Source organism: Luedemannella helvata (assembly GCF_039528415.1).
GTDB lineage: Bacteria > Actinomycetota > Actinomycetes > Mycobacteriales > Micromonosporaceae > Luedemannella > Luedemannella helvata.
Map to the genome: position 1 here is coordinate 114,370 of NZ_BAAALS010000010.1, position 19,100 is coordinate 133,469.

The window sequence follows — 19,100 nt, forward strand, 5'->3', positions numbered from 1 at the left end:
GTGACCGCACGCGTCGTCCTGGGCGTCGGCGGCGGCATCGCCGCCTACAAGGCCTGCGAGCTCCTGCGACTGTTCACCGAGTCAGGTCACGCCGTGCGGGTCGTGCCGACCGCGGCCGCCCTGCGTTTCGTCGGTGAGCCGACCTGGGCGGCGCTGTCCGGCCAGCCGGTGGCCACGGAGGTCTGGCAGGACGTGCACGCGGTGCCGCACGTCGCGATCGGGCAGGGGGCCGACCTCGTGGTCGTCGCCCCCGCCACGGCCGACCTGCTCGCCAAGGCCGCCCACGGGCTGGCCGACGACCTGCTCACGAACACGCTGCTCACGGCGCGCTGCCCGGTGCTGCTGGCGCCCGCGATGCATACCGAAATGTGGGAACACCCCGCGACTGTGGCCAACGTCGCCACCCTGCGCTCGCGGGGCGTCATCGTGCTCGAGCCGGCGTCGGGCCGGCTCACCGGCACCGACACCGGCAAGGGCCGGCTGCCCGACCCCGAGGAGATCTTCGCGGCGGGCCGCCGGCTGCTCACCCGCGGCGCCGGCGGCGCGGACCTCGCCGGCCGGCACGTGGTCGTCACGGCCGGCGGCACCCGCGAGCCGCTCGACCCGGTGCGCTTTCTCGGCAACCGGTCCTCCGGAAAACAGGGGTACGCGTTCGCGCGTACGGCCGCCGCGCGCGGTGCCCGGGTCACCCTGGTGGCCGCCAACAGCGTCCTGCCCGACCCGGCCGGCGTCACCGTGGTCCGGGTGGGCACCACCGAGGAGCTGCGGGTGGCCACCCTGGCAGCCGCGGCCGACGCCGACGCCGTTGTCATGGCCGCCGCCCCCAGCGACTTCCGCCCCGCGGCGTACTCCGACCAGAAGATCAAGAAGGTCGCGGGCGGTGAGGCTCCCGTGATCGAACTGGTCACCAATCCCGACATCGCGGCTGAGATCGGCGCCGCGAAACGGTCCGGACAAGTTCTGGTCGCCTTCGCGGCCGAGACGCATGACGCGATGACACACGGAGCGCGTAAGTTGGCCGACAAGCGGGCCGACCTCATCGTGATCAATGAGGTGGGTCCGGGGCGCGCGTTCGGTACGGACAGCAACGCCGCTGTGGTGCTCGGCGCCGACGGTGCCCGCGTGGACCTGGCCGAGCAGCCCAAGGAGGACCTGGCCGACGCCGTCTGGGACCTGGTCAGCGCGCGTCTCAGCTCGCAGGACTGAGCGCGTCCAAACCCTCATCACGCAGCCCTGACCGTTACACTCAGCCAAACACTGACGACCCGAGGAGCACTGTGGCACGTCGCCTTTTCACGTCCGAGTCGGTCACGGAGGGCCACCCGGACAAGATTGCCGACCAGATCAGTGACGGTGTCCTGGACGCGTTGCTCGCGCAGGACCCGCGCAGCCGCGTCGCGTGCGAGACGCTCATCACGACCGGCCAGGTGCACGTCGCCGGTGAGGTCACCACGACCGCGTACGCGGACATCGCCGCCATCGTGCGCGACACCATCCTGCGTATCGGTTACGACTCCTCCAAGAAGGGCTTCGACGGCGCGTCCTGCGGCGTCAGCGTGTCCATCGGCGCCCAGTCGCCCGACATCGCCCAGGGCGTCGACTCCGCCATCGAGCTGCGCTCCGGCGAGTCGGGCAGCGCGCTCGACTCCCAGGGCGCCGGCGACCAGGGCATGATGTTCGGCTTCGCCTGCTCCGAGACGCCTGAGCTCATGCCGCTGCCGATCGCGCTCGCTCACCGCCTCGCGCGCCGGCTGTCGGCCGTGCGCAAGGACGGCACGATTCCTTACCTGCGCCCGGACGGCAAGACCCAGGTCACGGTGGAGTACGACGGGCTGCGCCCGGTCCGCCTGAACACGGTCGTGGTCTCGTCGCAGCACGCGGCTGACATCTCGCTCGACTCGCTGCTGACCCCGGACGTGCGCGAGCACGTCATCGAGCCGGAGCTGGAGAGCCTCGGTCTCGACACCGAGGGCTACCGGCTGCTGGTCAACCCGACCGGCCGGTTCGAGATCGGCGGCCCCATGGGCGACGCCGGCCTGACCGGACGCAAGATCATCGTTGACACCTACGGCGGCTACGCCCGTCACGGCGGCGGCGCGTTCTCCGGCAAGGATCCGTCCAAGGTGGACCGCTCGGCCGCCTACGCCATGCGCTGGGTCGCCAAGAACGTCGTGGCCGCGGGGCTCGCCGAGCGCTGCGAGGCCCAGGTGGCGTACGCGATCGGCAAGGCCCACCCGGTGAGCCTGTTCGTCGAGACGTTCGGCACGGAGTCCGTCCCGGTCGAGCGGATCGAGAAGGCCATCAAGGAGGTCTTCGACCTGCGCCCGGCCGCGATCATCCGCGACCTCGACCTGCTCCGCCCGATCTACCAGCCGACGGCGGCCTACGGTCACTTCGGCCGCGAGCTGCCGGACTTCACCTGGGAGCGCACGGACCGCGTCGCCGACCTCAAGTCGGCCGCGGCCGTCTGAGCACGCGTCCGTCCGTCGAGGGGCGCCGACCACCCGGTCGGCGGCCCTCGACGCGTTGCCGCCCACTGTCGCGGCCAGGTGATAGGACTGCGGCGTGACTCCTTCGACGACCGCGCTGCACGTGGACGACATTTCCGAAATGTCCCCCATGTCAGGTGCGCCGTCCGAGATCTTGGGACCAACGGGTCGCTATAGCGACGCCTTAGTCCCAAGATCTAGTTTGTCGCCCGCTGTTTCCGCGGGTGTTACGGGGTCGCCGGCCGCCGTTACTAGATCTTGGGGGCTAAGGGCACCTATAGGTGCTGTTTGCCCCCAAGATCCACCGACGCCGCCCGGCGGTGGTGCGTATGAGTAAGCAGAGCACGGAGGCCGCCGGAAAGCTGGCCGTGGCGCGGGTCGCCGTCGACGTGCCGCTCGCGCACCTCGACCGGGCGTTCGACTATCTCGTCCCGGCGACCGTCGACGATGCCGCGCAGCCCGGATGCCGGGTGCGGGTGCGCTTCGCGGGACAGTTGCGTGACGGGTTCCTGCTGGAGCGCGTCGAGAGCTCCGCGCACGGGGGACGGCTGACGTTCCTCGACAAGGTCATCTCGCCCGAGAGGGTCCTGAGTCAGGAGGTCGCCCGGCTCGCGCGCGCGGTCGCCGACCGCTACGCCGGCACGCTCGCCGACGTGTTGCGGTTGGCCGTACCCCCGAGGCATGCGCGCGTGGAGTCACAGCCGGCGGCCGCCGACGGCGAGCGCGCACCCACACGCGAGGCGACGCCGCCCATACGCGAGGCGCCGCCCACACGCGAGGCGACGACCGGCTGGGGTGCCTATCCGGCCGGGGCGGCGTTCCTGCGGGCGCTCACGCACGGGAAGGGGCCGCGGGCCGTGTGGGGGGCGCTGCCCGGGGAGGACTGGCCGCGCCGGCTGGCGGAAGCGGCCGCCGCGACCCTGGCCGGCGGCCGGGGCAGTGTCCTGGTCGTGCCGGACGCCCGCGACCTGACCCGGCTCGACGACGCGCTCGCCGATGTCCTGGGCCCGGACAACCACGTCACGCTCCAGGCGTCGCTCGGCCCCGCGGAGCGCTACCGCCGCTTCCTGCGGGCGAGCCGCGGACACGTCAGGGTCGTCGCCGGGACCAGGGCGGCCGCGTTCGCGCCCGTCCACGACCTGGGGCTCGTGGCGATCTGGGACGACGGCGACGACCTGCACGCGGAGCCACGCGCGCCCTACCCGCACGCCCGCGAGGTGCTGCTCACCCGGGCACAGCTGGGCGGGGCCGGCGCGCTGGTCGCCGCGACCGCCCGCAGCGCGGAGGCACAGCAGCTCATCGAGTCCGGGTGGGCGCGGGAGGTGGTCGCCGACCGGGCCACCGTGCGCGACCGCGCCCCGGCGGTCGCCCCGTGCGGTGACGACGTGGACCGCGAGCGCGACCCCGGCGCCGCGTCGGCCCGGCTGCCGAGCCTGGCCTGGCGCACGGCCCGCGACGCCCTCGCGGGCGGCGCGCCCGTCCTCATTCAGGTGCCCCGGCGCGGCTACGTGCCGTCCGTGGCCTGCGCGAACTGCCGCGCGCCCGCCCGCTGCCGGCATTGCGCCGGGCCGCTGGAGCTGCGCTCCTCGCATGCCGTCGCGGCGTGCCGCTGGTGTGGACGCCCGGCCGCGGACCACGCCTGCCCGCACTGCGGCGCCCGGGGGCTGCGGGCGGCCGTCGTGGGCGCCCGGCGTACCGCGGACGAGTTGGGCCGTGCCTTCCCCGATGTGCCCGTGCGCACGTCGGGCCGCGACGGCGTCCTCGATACGGTCGACGCGACGCCCGCCCTGGTGGTCGCCACCCCGGGCGCCGAGCCGGTCGCCGCGGGTGGGTACGGGGCCGTGCTGCTGCTCGACACCTGGGCCCTGCTGACCCGTGCCGACCTGCGGGCCGGTGAGGAGGCCCTGCGCCGCTGGCTGACCGCCGCGACCCTGGCCCGGCCGGCCCGCGCCGGCGGCCGGGTGGTCATCGTGGCCGACGGCGCCCTCGTGCCCGTACAGGCGCTGCTGCGGTGGGACCCGGCCACGTTCGCGGCCCGGGAACTGGCCGAGCGGCGCGAACTCGGTTTCCCGCCGGCCGCCCGGCTGGCCAGCCTCACCGGGTCGCCGGCGGCCGTGGCCGAGCTGGTGGGGCTGGCGCAGCTGCCCGCGGGAGCCGAGCTGCTGGGGCCGGTACCGATCCGTGACGCGGAGCGCCTGCTGGTACGGGTACCCAGCCGGGGCGCCGGCCGCGCCCTGGCGTCCGCACTGCACCAGGCGGCCGGGGTACGTTCGGCGCGCAAGGCGGCCGAGGCGGTCCGCATCCAGGTGGACCCGGCCGAACTCTGGTAGCCGGGAACATTCCGTAGACTTGTGGCGTCGATCGTGATTCGTACCGCGAGGGGGCCCCTTGACCATCCAGCCGATCCGCCTGTTCGGCGATCCCGTGCTGCGCACCCCGGCGGACCCGGTGACCACCTTCGACAAGGAGTTGCGCAAGCTCGTCCGTGACCTGACGGAGACGATGCTCGACGAGGCGGGCGCCGGTCTGGCCGCCCCTCAGCTGGGCGTCGGTCTGCGCGTGTTCGCCTTCGACGTGGACGACGTGGTCGGTCACCTGATCAACCCGGTGCTGAGCTTCCCCAACGAGGAGGAGCAGGACGGCCCCGAGGGCTGCCTGTCCATGCCGGGCATCTACATCGACACCGTGCGCCGCCAGAAAGTGATCGCCAAGGGGGTCAACGAGTACGGCGACCCCATCCAGATCGTGGGCACCGGCCTGATGTCGCGCTGCATCCAGCACGAGACCGACCACCTCGACGGCGTGCTGTTCCTCGACCGGCTCGACGCCAAGCGCCGCAAAGAGGCGATGAAGCAGATCCGCCAGGCCGACTGGTACAACCCGGACACCCCGCCCACCGTCAAACTCAGCCCGCATGCGGGCGGGATCTTCGGGCGCTGAGCGTGCGCCTTGTCTTCGCGGGCACCCCCGAGGTCGCCCTGCCCAGCCTGGACGCCATCGCCGCGTCCGACCACGAGATCGTCGCCGTGGTCACCCGCCCCGACGCCCCGGCCGGCCGCGGGCGGCGCCTCGTGCGCTCGCCCGCCGGGGCGTGGGCCGACGAGCGGGGCATCGAGGTGCTCACCCCGGCCCGCCCGCGCGAGGAGGACTTCCTGGCGCGCCTGGCCGAACTGGCCCCCGACTGCGTACCCGTTGTCGCCTACGGCGCGCTCGTTCCGCAGGTGGCGCTGGACATCCCCCGGCACGGCTGGATCAACCTGCACTTCTCGCTGCTGCCGGCGTGGCGCGGCGCGGCGCCCGTTCAGCACGCGGTGCTGCACGGCGACGAGCTGACGGGCGCGTCGGTGTTCCAGCTGGAGGCCGGCCTGGACACCGGCCCGGTCTTCGGCACGCTCACCGAGACCGTGCGCCCCAGGGACACGTCCGGCGACCTGCTGGGCCGGCTCGCGGTCGCGGGCGGCGGCCTGTTGGTCGCCGTCCTCGACGCGATCGCCGCCGGCACCGCCCGGGCGGTGCCCCAGCCGGCGGACGGCATCTCGCTCGCGCCGAAGGTGACCGTCGAGGACGCCCAGGTGCGCTGGGACGACCCGGCCTTCGCCGTGGACCGTCGCGTGCGCGCCTGCACCCCGGCACCCGGCGCGTGGACGACCTTCCGGGGCGAGCGGGTCAAGCTCGGTCCGGTCACCCCCGTCCCGGACGGCCCGGCCCTCAAGCCCGGCGACCTGCTCGCGGAGCGCAACCGGGTGCTGGCCGGCACGGCCACCCACCCGGTCGCCCTGGGCGAGGTGCGCGCGGCGGGCAAGAAGGCGATGTCCGCGTCGGACTGGACCCGTGGCGCCCGTCTCGGTGACGGGGAGCGTTTCGAGACTATGGGTACGCCGTGACGCGCGCGGTGCGCCGTCCCGCCCAGGACATCGCCCGGTGGGCCGCCTACGAGGCGGTCGCGGCCGTGCAGCGCGACGACGCGTACGCGAACCTGGTGTTGCCCAAGGTGCTGCGCGAGGAGCGCCTGTACGGCCGCGACGCCGCGTTCGCCACCGAGCTGACGTACGGCACCCTGCGCCAGCTCGGTCAGCTCGACGCCGTGATCGAGGCGGCGGCCGGCCGGGAGGTGGGGCGCATCGACCCGCCCGCCCGTGACGCGCTGCGCCTCGGGGCGTACCAGATCCTGCACACGCGGGTGCCGGCGCACGCCGCGGTGTCGGCCACCGTGGACCTCGTGCGACGCGTCACTCCCGGCGCGGCCGGCTTCGCCAACGCCGTGCTGCGCAAGATCACTACCAAGGAGCTGCCGGCCTGGCTCGACGAACTCGCGCCCGCGCGCGAGACCGACCCGGTCGCGCACCTGTCGGTCGTCGACGCGCATCCACAGTGGATAGTGCGGGCGTTCCGGGAGGCCCTCGGCGGTGACCTCCACGAGACCGAGGCGCTGCTCATCGCCGACAACGAGCGGCCGGAGGTGCACCTGTGCGCCCGTCCGGGCCGCGCCGACGCGGCCGACCTCGCCGACGAGGTGGGCGGGGCGCCGGGCGCCTTCTCCCCGTACGCGGTCTACCTGCCGGCCGGCTCGCCCGGCGAGCTGAGCGCCATCATCGACGGTCGCGCCCACGTGCAGGACGAGGGCTCGCAGCTGGTCGCCCTGGCCCTGGCCGACGTCCCCGTCGACGGCGGCGACGCCCGGTGGCTCGACCTGTGCGCGGGCCCCGGCGGCAAGGCCGCGCTGCTCGGCGGACTGGCCGAACAGCGCGACGCGCGGCTGACCGCCGTCGAGGTGGCACCCCACCGCGCCGACCTGGTACGCAACGCCGTGCGCGGCATGCCCGTACGGGTCCTGTGCGTCGACGGCCGCGAGGTGGGCGCCTCCGACGACCTGCCCGAGGCCGGCTTCGACCGCGTGCTCGTCGACGCGCCGTGCTCCGGGCTGGGCAGCCTGCGGCGGCGTCCCGAGTCCCGGTGGCGTCGCCAGCCCACCGACCTGCCGCCGCTGACCCGGCTGCAACGCGAACTGCTCGGAGCGGCGATACGCGCGGTGCGCCCGGGCGGTGTCGTGGCGTACGTGACCTGCTCGCCGCACCTGGTGGAAACTCAGGTCTCGGTGACCGAGGCGGTGCGCCGCTCGGGCATCGCCGTGGACCTGGTGGACGCCCGCCCGTTCCTGCCCGGCGTCCCCGGCCTGGGCACGGGTCCGACGGTCCAGCTGTGGCCACACCGCCACGGTACGGACGCCATGTTCCTGGCCCTCCTCCGCCGCACCGCCTGACCCCACTCTGCCCGTCCCCTCCCCGCCCCCGTCACGCGCCGACGTCACGCGCCGACGTCACGCGCCGGCGTCCCGCGCCGACGTTTGGGTGATTCCGCGTGTTATTCCGACCCGGTTTGGCACGCGAAACCACCCAAACGTCGGCCGGAGCCGGAGCCGGAGCCGGAGCCGGAGCCGGGGCCGGGGCGGGCGGGGCGGGGAGCGGGAGGGGTGGGGTTATGCGGGTGGGCTGATCGCGTGGAGCCATTCCTCGGCCAGGAGGGCGTCGCCGGCGGGGGTGAGGTGCACGCCGTCGGTGGTCCACGGGTACGGGCCCACGTCGGCGGCCGCGCGGGCGAACAGGCCGTCGGCCGGCACCAGTGCGGCGCCGAAGTCGGCCGCGAGCCGGCGGGTGACCGCGATGCGCGGGTCGAGGTCGGCACGCCAGGCGTGCTGGGCGTCCGTGACCGGCAGCAGGAACGGCTCGATCAGCACGAAGCTCGCCGTCCGCACCTCGCGCGCGGCGGTCAGGACGGCCCGGTAGTCGCGTTCGTAGTCCTCAATGGACGTTACCTCGCCAGAGTCGAAGCGCCGCCACGTGTCATTGATGCCGATCATCACGGACACGACGGCGGGGTTCACGTCGAGACAGTCCTCCGTCCAACGCTCACGGAGGTCGCGGACGCGGTCACCGCCGATGCCCCGGTTGACGAACCGGACGCCGAGTCGGGGGTGCCGGGCGCTGAACCGCGCCGCCGCGATGAGGGCGTACCCGTGCCCCAGGTCGTGGGGGTTGGCCCGGTCGCGGCCGGCGTCGGTGATGCTGTCGCCGATGAACAGGACGGTCGCGCCGGGTGGGATGGTGATCGTCACGTGGCTAGGGTAGGACACGGATTTCGACCACAGGGGGAGACGAATGACGATCAGGAGTGCGTACCTGCAGGCGGCCCGGTCGGCGGCGCAGTTGCTGGCCGACCCGGCGGTCGCCGCGGCGTGGGAGCAGCCCAGCGCGCTGGCGGAGTTCCGGGTCAGCGGCCTCGCCGGTCACCTCGGCCGGCAGGTGTCGCGGGTGGTGGAGCTGACGGCCGCCGGTCCGGCCACGCAGACGCCGATCGGCCTGTTGGACCACTTCGAACGGTCGGCCTGGGTCGGCGCCACGGTTGACTCGCCCACCAGTGTCGGCGTGCGCGAGTCCGGGGAGAAGGACGCCGCGGCCGGCCCGGCCGCGCTGGCGGACACCATCGCGGCGCACGTGACCGCCTTGGCGGACACGTTCGCCACCCTGCCGGACGATCTCGTCGTGAGCCTGCCGTGGGCCGGGTGGGCGCTCACGTTCGACGACTTCCTGGTCACCCGGCTGCTGGAGATCGCGGTGCACAACGACGACCTCGCCGTGAGCGTCGGCGTCGACGCGCCGGCCCAGCCCGAGGAGGTTCTCGAGCCTGTCTTCGCGTTGTTGACGCGGCTCGCGGTCCGCCAGCACGGCGCGACGGCCGTGTTGCGCGCACTCAGCCGTGCCGAGCGCGCGCCGGCCACGATCGCCGCCATCTGAACGCCGAACGGCCCCGGTGGACAGTCCACCGGGGCCGTTCGCGTGCGTCAGGCCTTGACGCAGGCAAGCGTCGGGACGCTGTTGGTGCCGTTCCAGCTACCGAGGAAACCGAAGGTCGTGCTCGTGCCGGCCGCGAGCGCGCCGTTCCACGACAGGTTCCTCACGCTCACGGACGAGCCGCTCGTGGTGAGCGTGCCGTTCCACAGCTGGCTGATTGTCTGGCCGTTGGCGTAGGACCAGTTGACCGTCCAGCCGGTGATCGCCGCGCTGCCCGCGGTGACGGTCACCTCGCCCTGGAAGCCGCCCTGCCAGGAGTTGGTCACCGTGTATGCGGCGGTGCAGCCGCCGACGGACGTCGTCACGACGGCCGACGTGGGCGGTCGGGTGGTCACGACGGCCGAGGTGGGCGGTCGGGTGGTCACGACGGCGGAGGTGGGCGGTCGGGTGGTCACGACGGCCGAGGTGGGCGGCCGGGTGGTCACCACGGCGCTGGTCGGCGGTCGGGTGGTCACGGCGGCCGAGGTCGGCGGTCGGGTCGTCACCGCCGGGGACGTCACCACGGCGCTGGTCGGCGCCGCCGTGGTCGGCCCGACCGTGGTACCGGTGCCGGACCTGGCCGCGAAGTTCGCCGCGTGCTGCTTGAACACGGTGTGCTCGGGGCAGCCGAAGCCGCTGTCGAAGCCGCCGCACGAGGCGGAGCCCGGGAACCACCAGAACGCGTCCGCGTCGCCGCCGCTCGCCTCCATTTCGGCGTAGATCTGCGCCCACCACTCGGTCTTGTTGTCGTGGACGTTCCACTCGCCGAGGAAGAACGGCTTGCCGACCACGTTGTGCGAGTCGTCGATCCAGCGCTTGACCAGCGCGCGTGCCTTGGCGTAGTCGAGGCCCGCCCAGCCCTCGGTGGGGTACATGTGGGCCGAGGTGAAGTCGATGTACGGGGACTGGTGGATGTACACGAACGGGTTGCCGGCGTCGCCGCCGTACCCGTACGACGTCTGCTGGCCCTCCATGCCCGTACCGAGAAGGTGGTTGGGGTCGAGGCTCTTGACGAGCGCGCCCATCTCGTCCACCCACGCGCGCAGGGTCGTGCCGGTGGTGTTCTCGTTCGGGGTGGCGTCCTGGTAGCGCGGCTCGTTCATGAGTTCCCACGCCATGACCGTCGGGTCATTGATCCACTTGACGCCGGTGAAGAAGTTGGTGCGGCCCAGGGCGTACCGCACGTAGTTCTTGTACTGGTCGAAGCAGCCGGGGCACTGGCTCTTGTTGAAGAAGCGCCAGCGGTTGGCCTGCCCGGTGCCCAGGCCCTCCCAGGACAGCCGCTTGTCGATGCCGCCGTAGGCCTCCCAGTAGTTCTCGAACACGGGGATGAGGCGGATGGAGTGGTCGCGGGCCGACTTCATGATGTAGTCGTAGAGGATGAACTGCTCCTCGGTGTAGACGCCCTCGGCGGCCTCGGAGCCCATCCAGTCCTCATGGCTGAACATCCACAGGCGCAGCACCTGTACGCCGTCGGTCCTGAGCTTGTCGAAGTGCCCGTCGATGCGGACCTTGTCGACGTACTGCTCGCCGGGCAGCCAGTCGTAGCCGTAGGTGAACAGATCGTACGTGTTGGCGCCGGCGAAGTAGGCCGGCTTGCCGTCGACGCAGAAGCGGATGCCGCACCGGGTGACAAAGCTGTCCCGGGGATCCGCGGCCTGTGCCGTGGTGGCGACGATGACGGCCGTTGCCGCCGCGACCAGCGCGGCTATGGCGGCGAACGCGGCGACCACGGGTCGCCGAGGGGACGGACGCACGGATGCTCCTCAACGAAGGACAAGCGCATTTATCAATGGAAGCGCTCCCAGAGCTTAAGCGGTAAAGTTCGCTCACGTAAAGGATCCGTTGCGGGCCTACGGAGTTGGTGCGTCCACCCCATATTCTGTGCGGCATGACGCGCGTGCTGGTGGTTCCCGGCTATCAGAATTCAGGTCCCGGCCATTGGCAGACCCTGTGGGAACAGGAGAATCCGGACTACATCCGCGTCGAGCAGGACGACTGGGAGCACCCGACCTGCGACGCGTGGGTCTCCCGCCTCGACGAGGCGGTCAACGCGAGCGAGGAGGAGGTCGTCCTCGTGGCGCACAGCCTCGGGGCGATCACGGTGGTGCGGTGGGCCGCCGCGCACGTCGGCCCGGTGCGCGCGGCGCTCCTCGTCGCCCCGGCCGACGTGGAGAACCTGCCGGACTACCCGTTCGAGTCGTTCACGCCCGTACCGCTGGCGCCGTTGCCGTTCGAGGCGTTCGTGGTCGGCAGCATCACCGACCCGTACGTGAGCATCGAGCGGGCGCGGGCGTTCGCCGGCGCGTGGCGGGCGGTGTTCATCGACGCGGGCGACGCCGGTCACATCAATGTGGACAGTGGTCACGGCCCGTGGGACCAGGGGGAGTTGCTGCTGGCCGGTCTGCTGCCGGGCACCCCCGGCTCCGACGACCCTACGGTGGTCATCGCCTGACATATAGGCAGGTCAATGTTGATCGGCAGACTGACCGAAGCGGCGTCGCAGTGACTACACTGTCGCGGTGACCGATCCATCGCACAGCGTCGCGCCGGACGACGTGATCCTCGCGCCCAGCCTCCTCGCAGCCGACTTCTCCCGCCTCGGTGAGCAGGCCAGGGGCGTGGAGGCGGACGCCGACTGGCTGCATGTCGACGTGATGGACTACCACTTCGTGCCGAACCTGACGATCGGCCTGCCCGTGGTGCGCAGCCTGCGGCCGGCGACGAGCCTGCCGCTCGACTGCCACCTGATGATCGCCGACCCCCGCCGCTGGGCGGTCGACTACGCCGAGGCCGGCGCGCGAAACGTGAGCTTCCACGTCGAGGCGTGCGACGACCCGGTGGCGCTGGCCAAGGACCTGCGGGCGGCCGGCGCGCTGGCCGGCCTGGCGATAGACCGGGACACGCCGGTGGAGCCCTACCTGCCGCTGCTGGAGAACTTCGACACCCTGCTGATCATGACGATCAAGGCCGGATTCGGTGGCCAGGAGTTCCTCCCGCACCTGCTGGACAAGGTGCGCACGGCCCGCCGTCACGCCAGCTCCGGGCACCTGAGCCTGCGCATCGAGGTGGACGGTGGCATCGCCGACGACACGATCGCGGCGGCGGCCGAGGCGGGGGCCGACGCCTTCGTGGCCGGCACGGCCGTCTTCGGCGCCGACGACCCGGCCGAGGCGGTCCGCCGCCTGCGCCGCCACGCCCGTGACGCACAGGGGAGCGCACCGGTTACGGACATTTCGTGAGCGAGCGTCGGCGAGCGAACCATCAGCTCAGGTCGAGGTCACGCCGGCGCCGGAGCGAAGCGGAGGTGCCGGCGTGACCCAGCCGCCCCCCAGGCAGCGGATCCTCGTCGTCGATGACGACGTGGACATCGCCCGGTTCGTCGAGATGAACCTCCGCATGGAGGGCTTCGACGTCGTGGTCGCCCATGACGGGATCGCCGCACTGGAGGAGGTCGCGGAGCGCCGGCCCGACCTCGTCCTGCTCGACGTCGCCATGCCGCGCCTGGACGGCGTCGAGGTCACCAAGCGGCTGCGTGCCGACGCGATGACCTCGGCCATCCCGGTGATCATGCTGACCGCCAAAGGCCTCACGGTCGACAAGGTGGTGGGCCTGACGGCCGGCGCCGACGACTACATCGTCAAGCCGTTCGACACGCTGGAGCTGGTCGCGCGCGTGCAGACCACCTTGCGGCGCAACCGGGAGTTCCGCGAGGTGTCGCCGCTGACCGGCCTGCCCGGCAACGCGCGCATCCAGCAGGAGATCGCCGACCGGCTGCGCAGCGGCGCCGACTTCGCGGTCTGCCACGTCGACATCGACGGATTCAAGGCCGTCAACGACGTGTACGGGTTCGGCCGCGGTGACGAGTTCATCGCCACCCTGGCCCGCAAGCTGCACCGGGCGGTGGTCGCGGCCGGCCTGCCGCCGGTGTTTCTCGGCCACATCGGCGGCGACGACTTCGTCGTCGTCTGCGCGCCGGAGCAGGTGCGCCCGCTGACGGAGCGGGCCGTGCGCGAGTTCGAGGACGAGGCGGACACCCTGTACGACGCGGAGGACCGCGCCCGGGGCTACCTGCGCGTGAAGAGCCGCCAGAACAACGAGCTGCATGACGTCGGGCTGGTCACGGTCTCGATCGGGGTCGCCCTGTCGGCGCAGCGCGACTACACCGACCCGCGCGAGGTGATCGCCGTGGCCAACGAGATGAAGACCGTGGCCAAGAACCAGCCGGGCTCGTTCGTCGCGTACGACCGGCGCAAGACCAAGCAGGAGCCCGGCACCGGATCGCCGCGCCGGTCAGGTCCCGTCTGAGCCGCTATGTGCCCTGGTAGGGCCGCCACGCCGGATGTGACCTGTATCGCGCAGCTATCCGACCGGCCGTTACTCGTGGCACACTCGGGTGATACCCACCAGCGCGCTGGCGGGACTCGGTGAGATTCCGAACCGGCGGTGATCCGGGGCTAGCGGCCCGGTAAGCCCGCGACCCGGTGGCAGCCAGCCGCCGGTGGATCCGGTGTGAACCCGGAGCCGACGGTTGGCCCGACGCGGTGACCCGCGCCTGGCCAGACAGTCCGGATGGGAGACAGCGCGCGGGACGAAACGCCTGCCGTGGCATCGGCGCCCGGCCTGGCGGCGGTGTGCCGTGCGCCGACCCGACGCCGCACCCGTGACCTCCCGCCCGATGTCCTCCAGCCCTGCCCGCGCGCCAGGACGCGCGTTGTGCGCAGAAGGGCGTGGACATGGCCAGCGACGCCGAAGACAGGGCGATGCGATGGGCGATCGCGCTCGCCTCCCGAAGCATCGGCGCCACCAGTCCCAACCCCATCGTCGGCTGCGTGATCCTCGACGCCGCCGGCCAGAGCGTCGGCGAGGGCTTCCACGCCTATGCCGGCGGGCCGCACGCCGAGATCCGCGCGCTCGCCGAGGCGGGCGTGCGCGCCAAGGGCGGCACCGCCGTTGTCACGCTGGAGCCCTGTAACCACACCGGCCGCACCGGCCCCTGTACCCAGGCCCTGATCGCGGCGGGGGTGACCCGGGTCGTCGTGGCGGTCCCCGACCCCAACCCGACCGCCGCCGGCGGCGCGGCGACCCTGCGGGCCGCGGGCGTCGACGTGGAGGTCGGCCTGCGCGGCGACGAGGCGGCCGCCGGCAACCGGGCCTGGCTCGTCTCGACCCGCCGCGCCGCGGCCGGTGACCCGCGCCCGTACGTGATCTGGAAGCTCGCCGCCTCGCTGGACGGCCGCTCGGCCGCGGCCGACGGCAGCAGCCAGTGGATCACCTCGCCGGCGGCCCGTTCGGACGTCCACATCCTGCGGAGCAGCTGCGATGCGATCATGGCCGGTGTGGGGACCGTGCTGGCCGACGACCCGCAGCTCACCGTCCGGGACCCGGCGACCGGCGCCCCGGCCACCCGCCAGCCGTTGCGCGTCGTCGTCGACTCCCAGGGGCGTACCCCCACGGACGCCCATGTGCGCGACAGCGCCGCGCGGACCTGGGTCGCGACGGCCGCCGAGGTCGGGACCGGTCCCGACGGACGCGTGGACCTCGCGGCCCTGTGCACGGAGCTGTTCAACCGGGGCCACCGGCGGGTGCTGCTGGAGGGCGGCCCCCGGCTGTCCGGCGCGTTCCTCGCGGCGGGCCTGGTCGACGAGGTCGTCGCCTACGTGGCGCCCAAGCTGCTCGGCGACGGGCCGACCGCCGTCCTGGACGCGGGCGTGACCACGATCGACGACGCGATCGGCCTGGAGATCACCGACGTGGCCCGCATCGGCCCGGACCTGCGCATCACCGCTGTCCCGACGACCGCACCCAAGGGGGAGTGACGTGTTCACCGGCATCATCGAGGAGCTCGGTACGGTCACGGCCATCGAGCCGGCCGGCGACTCCGCCCGGCTGGCCGTGCGCGGGCCGCTCGTCACCAGCGACGCCGCGCACGGCGACTCCATCAGCGTCAACGGCGTCTGCCTCACGGTCGTCGACGTGACCGACGGTACGTTCACGGCCGACGTCATGCGCGAGACCCTCGACCGGTCCTCGCTGGGCGCGCTGGCCCCCGGCGACCGGGTGAACCTGGAGCGGGCCGCGACGCTGTCCACCCGGCTGGGCGGTCATCTGGTGCAGGGGCATGTGGACGGGGTCGCCACGATCGCCGAGCGGGTGCCCGGCGACCAGTGGGAGGCCGTGCGGTTCGCGCTGCCACCGGGGCTGGCGCGGTACGTCGTGGAAAAGGGCTCGATCACGGTGGACGGGGTGTCGCTGACCGTGACCGATGTGGATGACGTCACGTTCGGCGTGGGACTGATTCCCACCACGCTGGCGCTGACGACGTTGGGTCACAAGCGGGTCGGCGACCCGGTCAACCTGGAGGTGGACGTCGTGGCGAAGTACGTGGAACGACTGCTGGGGGCGAGGGCATGAGGGACATCTCGCGAGGGCCCGCGCTGATCGAGCGGGCTATCAAGGACATCGCCGCCGGCCGGGCGGTCGTCGTCGTCGACGACGAGGACCGGGAGAACGAGGGCGACCTGATCTTCGCGGCCGAACTGGCCACGCCCCAGCTCGTGGCGTTCATGGTGCGTCACACGTCCGGGTTCATCTGCGCGCCGCTCACGGAGTCCGACGCGGACCGCCTGGAGCTGCCGCCGATGTACTACACCAACCAGGACCGGCGCGGCACGGCGTACACGGTGACGGTCGACGCCCGGGAGGGCATCTCCACGGGCATCTCGGCCGCCGAGCGGGCGCACACCATCCGCCTGCTCGCCGACCCCGCGACCCGCCCGACGGACCTGTCCCGGCCCGGTCACGTGGTGCCCCTGCGCGCCCGCGCGGGCGGGGTGCTGCGCCGCCCCGGGCACACCGAGGCCGCGATCGACCTCGCCGTGCTGGCCGGCCTGCGGCCCGCCGCCGTGTTGTGCGAACTGGTCAACGACGACGGCACCATGCAGCGCATGCCGGACCTGCGGCGCTTCGCGAGCGAGCACGACCTGACGCTCATCACGATCGCGGACCTGATCGCCTACCGCCGGCACACCGAGAAGCAGGTCGAGCGGGTCGCCGAGGCCCGCATGCCCACCCCGCACGGGGTCTTCCGGGCGTACGGCTACACGGCCACCCACGACAACGCCGAGCATGTCGCGCTCGTCTACGGCGACATCGGCGACGGGCTCGACGTGCTCGTCCGGGTGCACTCCGAGTGCCTCACCGGGGACGTGTTCGGCTCGCTGCGCTGCGACTGCGGCCCGCAGTTGCAGGCGGCGCTGGCCCGCGTCGCCGAGGAGGGCCGCGGCGTCGTGCTCTACGTGCGCGGGCACGAGGGCCGCGGCATCGGCCTCATGCACAAACTCCAGGCGTACCAGCTGCAGGACGAGGGACGCGACACCGTCGACGCCAACCTGGACCTGGGCCTGCCGGCCGACGCGCGCGACTACGGCACGGGCGCGCAGATCCTCGCCGACCTCGGCATCCAGACCATGCGGCTGCTCACCAACAACCCGGCCAAGCGCGCCGGCCTGGAGGGCTACGGCCTCACGGTCGCCGGCCGCGAGGCGCTGCCCGTGCGCCCGCACCCCGAGAACGTGCGGTACCTGCGCACCAAGCGCGACCGCATGGGCCATATCCTCGACGACCTCGACCAGCTCGCGGAAGGGCACGCCTGATATGGCCGGCTTCGGTGAAGCGGAACTGACCACGGTGGACGGGAGCGGCCTGCGGGTGGGCATCGCCGCCACCCGCTGGCACGCCGACCTCGTCGACCACATGGTGGACCGGGCCGTCGCGGCCGCGACGGCCAGCGGCGTCACGGACGTCGTCGTGGTGCGGGTGGCCGGGTCCGTGGAGCTTCCGGTGGTCGCCCAGGCGCTGGCCCGCCGGTGTGACGCGGTGGTCGCCCTCGGCGTGGTGGTGCGCGGTGAGACGGCCCATTTCGAGTACGTGTGCCAGTCGGTGACGGACGGCCTCACGCGGGTGGCGTTGGACGCCTCGACGCCCGTGGGGCACGGCGTGCTCACGGTCGACACGATCGGGCAGGCCCGCGCCCGGGCCGGGCTGCCGGACTCGGCGGAGGATAAGGGCTGGGCGGCCACCGTGGCCGCCCTGGACGCCGCCCTGACGATCCGCGAGCTGGGCGCCGGCGCCACGGTGTGACAACCTGACGGCGTGCGTCGGCGTCGTACCGTGCATGACATCCGAGTTGGTGTCCCGCTGGACGGAGTCGGCGCTGTCCTCCGACTGGTTCGCCCCGGCCGAACCCGCCTCCGCGGACGAGGCGGTCACGGCGCTCTTCGCGGCCGAATACCGGCCGCTCGTCCGCGTTGCCGCGCTGCTGCTGCACGACGAGGGCGCGGCCGAGGACATCACCCAGGACGCCTTCGTGGCCCTGCACGCCGCCTGGTGGCGGCTGCGCAGCCCGGAGCGCGCCCGGGCGTACCTGCGCCAGTCCGTCGTGAACCGCTGCCGCTCCGCGCTGCGCCACCGCGGGGTCATCGACCGGTACCTGCGCCGCCAGCCGCCGCCCGGGGTGGCGGCCAGCGCCGAGCACGCCGCGATGGCGTCCGCCGAGCATGACCGCATCCTCGCGGTCGTGGCCACCCTCCCGTCGCGCCAGCGGGAGGCGATCGTGCTGCGCTACTACGCCGACCTGTCCGAGGCGGAGACCGCTGAGCTGATGGGCATCAGCGTCGGCTCGGTGAAGAGCCACACCGCCCGGGCGGTCGCGGCGCTGCGCGCCCGCCTGGGCGACAAGCCGGGGAACGGGCGATGACGGGCGCCCCCATGGAGGACCGCCTCCGCGAGGCGCTGGCGGCCCGGGCGGGCCGGGTGCAGCCCGCGCCCGACGCCCTGCCCACCATCCGGGGCCGCATCCGGGCACGCCGGGGCCGGCGCCGCCGCGCGTTCCTGGCGAGCGCCGCGACCCTCGCGACCACCGTCGCAGCGACCGTGGGGGTGATGGCCGTCCGGGAGGCGGCCGCCCCGCCCGGCCCGCTCCCCGACGTGTCCGCCGCCACGCCGGCCACCGGGAACCCGAGCCCCCCGCCCGGGGAGACCGCCCGCCTGCCGGTGTACTGGATCGGCCCCGACCCGGCCGCCCACCCGCTCCGCGACGTGCTCTACCGGGAGTTCCAGACCCTGCCCGTGACCACGGACACGCTCGCCGAACGGGTTCGCGCGGCCGTGACGGCCGCGGTCTCCGGTGAGCCGCTCGATCCCGACTACCGGTCCGGCTGGCCGGCCGGCGTGACAGTGCGCGGCGTGCGGGTCGGCGAGAGCGCCGTCACGGTCGACCTGGCGGGCGTACGCGTGGACGCCGACAACCCGGCCGGCGCGGCGGCCGTGCGCCAGCTCGTGTGGACGGTGACGGCGGCCTCGAACCTGCCGGACGTGCAGCTGCGCGTCGACGGCCGGCAGGTCACCACGCTGTGGTCCGAGGTTCCCGTCGGGGGCACGCTGCGCCGTGCCGACGCAGACAAGGTCCTCGCCCCGGTGTGGCTCATCTCCCCGCAGCAGGGCGACACCGTGGACCGCGCCTTCGACGTGCAGCTCGCGGGGTTCCTCCCGGACGGGGCCGTGCGCGTGCAGTTGCGCGACGCGACCGGTGCCCTGGTGGCCTCCCGCGACGCCGTCCTCGACGACACCGATCCGCACCAGGGCGACGCCGTGGTGCGCATCAGCCTGCCGGACGGCTACCGGCCGGGCCCGGCGACGCTGTCGGTCGCCGCGGCCGGCGCCCCCGACACCCCGCTCGACGACCACGAGATCGTCCTGCCGGGCTGATCCCGCCGCGTCCGCA

18 protein-coding genes are annotated in these 19,100 nt (G+C 73.3%); 16 read left to right on the forward strand and 2 right to left on the reverse strand.

Annotated elements, in window-relative coordinates:
• The 6 genes from coaBC to ABD191_RS12545 all read left to right on the forward strand — a co-directional run bounded on the left by coaBC (nt 1) and on the right by ABD191_RS12545 (nt 7,749).
• A complete protein-coding gene (gene coaBC / locus ABD191_RS12520; protein WP_344080519.1) occupies nt 1–1,206 on the forward strand; it encodes a bifunctional phosphopantothenoylcysteine decarboxylase/phosphopantothenate--cysteine ligase CoaBC in 1,206 nt (401 codons plus the stop codon).
• 71 nt (nt 1,207–1,277) lie between these two features.
• Complete coding sequence (metK, locus tag ABD191_RS12525) at nt 1,278–2,471, forward strand: methionine adenosyltransferase (protein ID WP_344080522.1); 1,194 nt, start codon at nt 1,278–1,280, stop codon at nt 2,469–2,471.
• A gap of 347 nt (nt 2,472–2,818) precedes the next feature.
• Nucleotides 2,819–4,819, forward strand: a complete 2,001-nt coding sequence (locus tag ABD191_RS12530; RefSeq protein ID WP_344080525.1) for a primosomal protein N' — start codon at nt 2,819–2,821, stop codon at nt 4,817–4,819.
• A 58-nt stretch (nt 4,820–4,877) separates the two neighbouring features.
• Complete coding sequence (gene def / locus ABD191_RS12535; RefSeq protein ID WP_344080528.1) at nt 4,878–5,429, forward strand: peptide deformylase; 552 nt, start codon at nt 4,878–4,880, stop codon at nt 5,427–5,429.
• 2 nt (nt 5,430–5,431) lie between these two features.
• Complete coding sequence (gene fmt, locus ABD191_RS12540; RefSeq protein ID WP_344080531.1) at nt 5,432–6,373, forward strand: methionyl-tRNA formyltransferase; 942 nt, start codon at nt 5,432–5,434, stop codon at nt 6,371–6,373.
• Nucleotides 6,370–7,749 carry an RsmB/NOP family class I SAM-dependent RNA methyltransferase gene (locus ABD191_RS12545; protein ID WP_344080533.1) on the forward strand — a complete coding sequence of 460 codons (1,380 nt, stop codon included), beginning with the start codon at nt 6,370–6,372 and terminating at the stop codon, nt 7,747–7,749. Before fmt ends, ABD191_RS12545 begins: the two co-directional genes overlap by 4 nt.
• 216 nt (nt 7,750–7,965) lie before the next feature.
• Here the strand turns inward: ABD191_RS12545 and ABD191_RS12550 are convergent, their stop codons facing one another.
• Nucleotides 7,966–8,601 carry an SGNH/GDSL hydrolase family protein gene (locus tag ABD191_RS12550; protein ID WP_344080535.1) on the reverse strand — a complete coding sequence of 212 codons (636 nt, stop codon included), beginning with the start codon at nt 8,599–8,601 and terminating at the stop codon, nt 7,966–7,968.
• A gap of 43 nt (nt 8,602–8,644) precedes the next feature.
• On the opposite strand from ABD191_RS12550, the gene ABD191_RS12555 reads away from it, so the two are divergent.
• Nucleotides 8,645–9,280, forward strand: a complete 636-nt coding sequence (locus ABD191_RS12555) for a maleylpyruvate isomerase N-terminal domain-containing protein (protein WP_344080537.1) — start codon at nt 8,645–8,647, stop codon at nt 9,278–9,280.
• A 47-nt stretch (nt 9,281–9,327) separates the two neighbouring features.
• On the opposite strand, the gene ABD191_RS12560 is transcribed toward ABD191_RS12555, so the two are convergent.
• Nucleotides 9,328–11,073, reverse strand: coding sequence for a cellulose binding domain-containing protein (locus ABD191_RS12560; protein WP_344080540.1), 1,746 nt, complete (start codon nt 11,071–11,073; stop codon nt 9,328–9,330).
• A gap of 134 nt (nt 11,074–11,207) precedes the next feature.
• On the opposite strand from ABD191_RS12560, the gene ABD191_RS12565 reads away from it, so the two are divergent.
• The 9 genes from ABD191_RS12565 (at nt 11,208) to ABD191_RS12605 (ending at nt 19,084) form a co-directional block, all read left to right on the forward strand.
• Nucleotides 11,208–11,771 carry an RBBP9/YdeN family alpha/beta hydrolase gene (locus ABD191_RS12565; RefSeq protein WP_344080543.1) on the forward strand — a complete coding sequence of 188 codons (564 nt, stop codon included), beginning with the start codon at nt 11,208–11,210 and terminating at the stop codon, nt 11,769–11,771.
• Between the two features lie 103 nt (nt 11,772–11,874).
• Entirely contained in the window at nt 11,875–12,558 is a 684-nt protein-coding gene (gene rpe / locus ABD191_RS12570; RefSeq protein ID WP_344080690.1) for a ribulose-phosphate 3-epimerase, read from the forward strand.
• Between the two features lie 73 nt (nt 12,559–12,631).
• The gene (locus tag ABD191_RS12575) at nt 12,632–13,624 is read left to right on the forward strand and encodes a response regulator (protein WP_344080545.1); all 993 of its coding nucleotides are present in this window, start codon (nt 12,632–12,634) and stop codon (nt 13,622–13,624) included.
• Between the two features lie 428 nt (nt 13,625–14,052).
• Nucleotides 14,053–15,135 carry a bifunctional diaminohydroxyphosphoribosylaminopyrimidine deaminase/5-amino-6-(5-phosphoribosylamino)uracil reductase RibD gene (gene ribD / locus ABD191_RS12580; RefSeq protein WP_344080548.1) on the forward strand — a complete coding sequence of 361 codons (1,083 nt, stop codon included), beginning with the start codon at nt 14,053–14,055 and terminating at the stop codon, nt 15,133–15,135.
• A 1-nt stretch (nt 15,136) separates the two neighbouring features.
• A complete protein-coding gene (locus ABD191_RS12585; RefSeq protein ID WP_344080551.1) occupies nt 15,137–15,730 on the forward strand; it encodes a riboflavin synthase in 594 nt (197 codons plus the stop codon).
• Entirely contained in the window at nt 15,727–16,971 is a 1,245-nt protein-coding gene (locus ABD191_RS12590; RefSeq protein WP_344080554.1) for a bifunctional 3,4-dihydroxy-2-butanone-4-phosphate synthase/GTP cyclohydrolase II, read from the forward strand. The genes ABD191_RS12585 and ABD191_RS12590 overlap by 4 nt, the downstream gene beginning before the upstream one ends.
• A 1-nt stretch (nt 16,972) precedes the next feature.
• Nucleotides 16,973–17,458: a 6,7-dimethyl-8-ribityllumazine synthase gene (gene ribH, locus ABD191_RS12595; protein WP_344080557.1), complete on the forward strand. Its 486-nt coding sequence runs from the start codon at nt 16,973–16,975 to the stop codon at nt 17,456–17,458.
• 34 nt (nt 17,459–17,492) lie between these two features.
• A complete protein-coding gene (locus ABD191_RS12600) occupies nt 17,493–18,074 on the forward strand; it encodes a SigE family RNA polymerase sigma factor (protein WP_344080559.1) in 582 nt (193 codons plus the stop codon).
• A complete protein-coding gene (locus ABD191_RS12605) occupies nt 18,071–19,084 on the forward strand; it encodes a GerMN domain-containing protein (RefSeq protein WP_344080560.1) in 1,014 nt (337 codons plus the stop codon). Before ABD191_RS12600 ends, ABD191_RS12605 begins: the two co-directional genes overlap by 4 nt.
• The last annotated feature ends 16 nt before the right edge of the window (nt 19,085–19,100 follow it).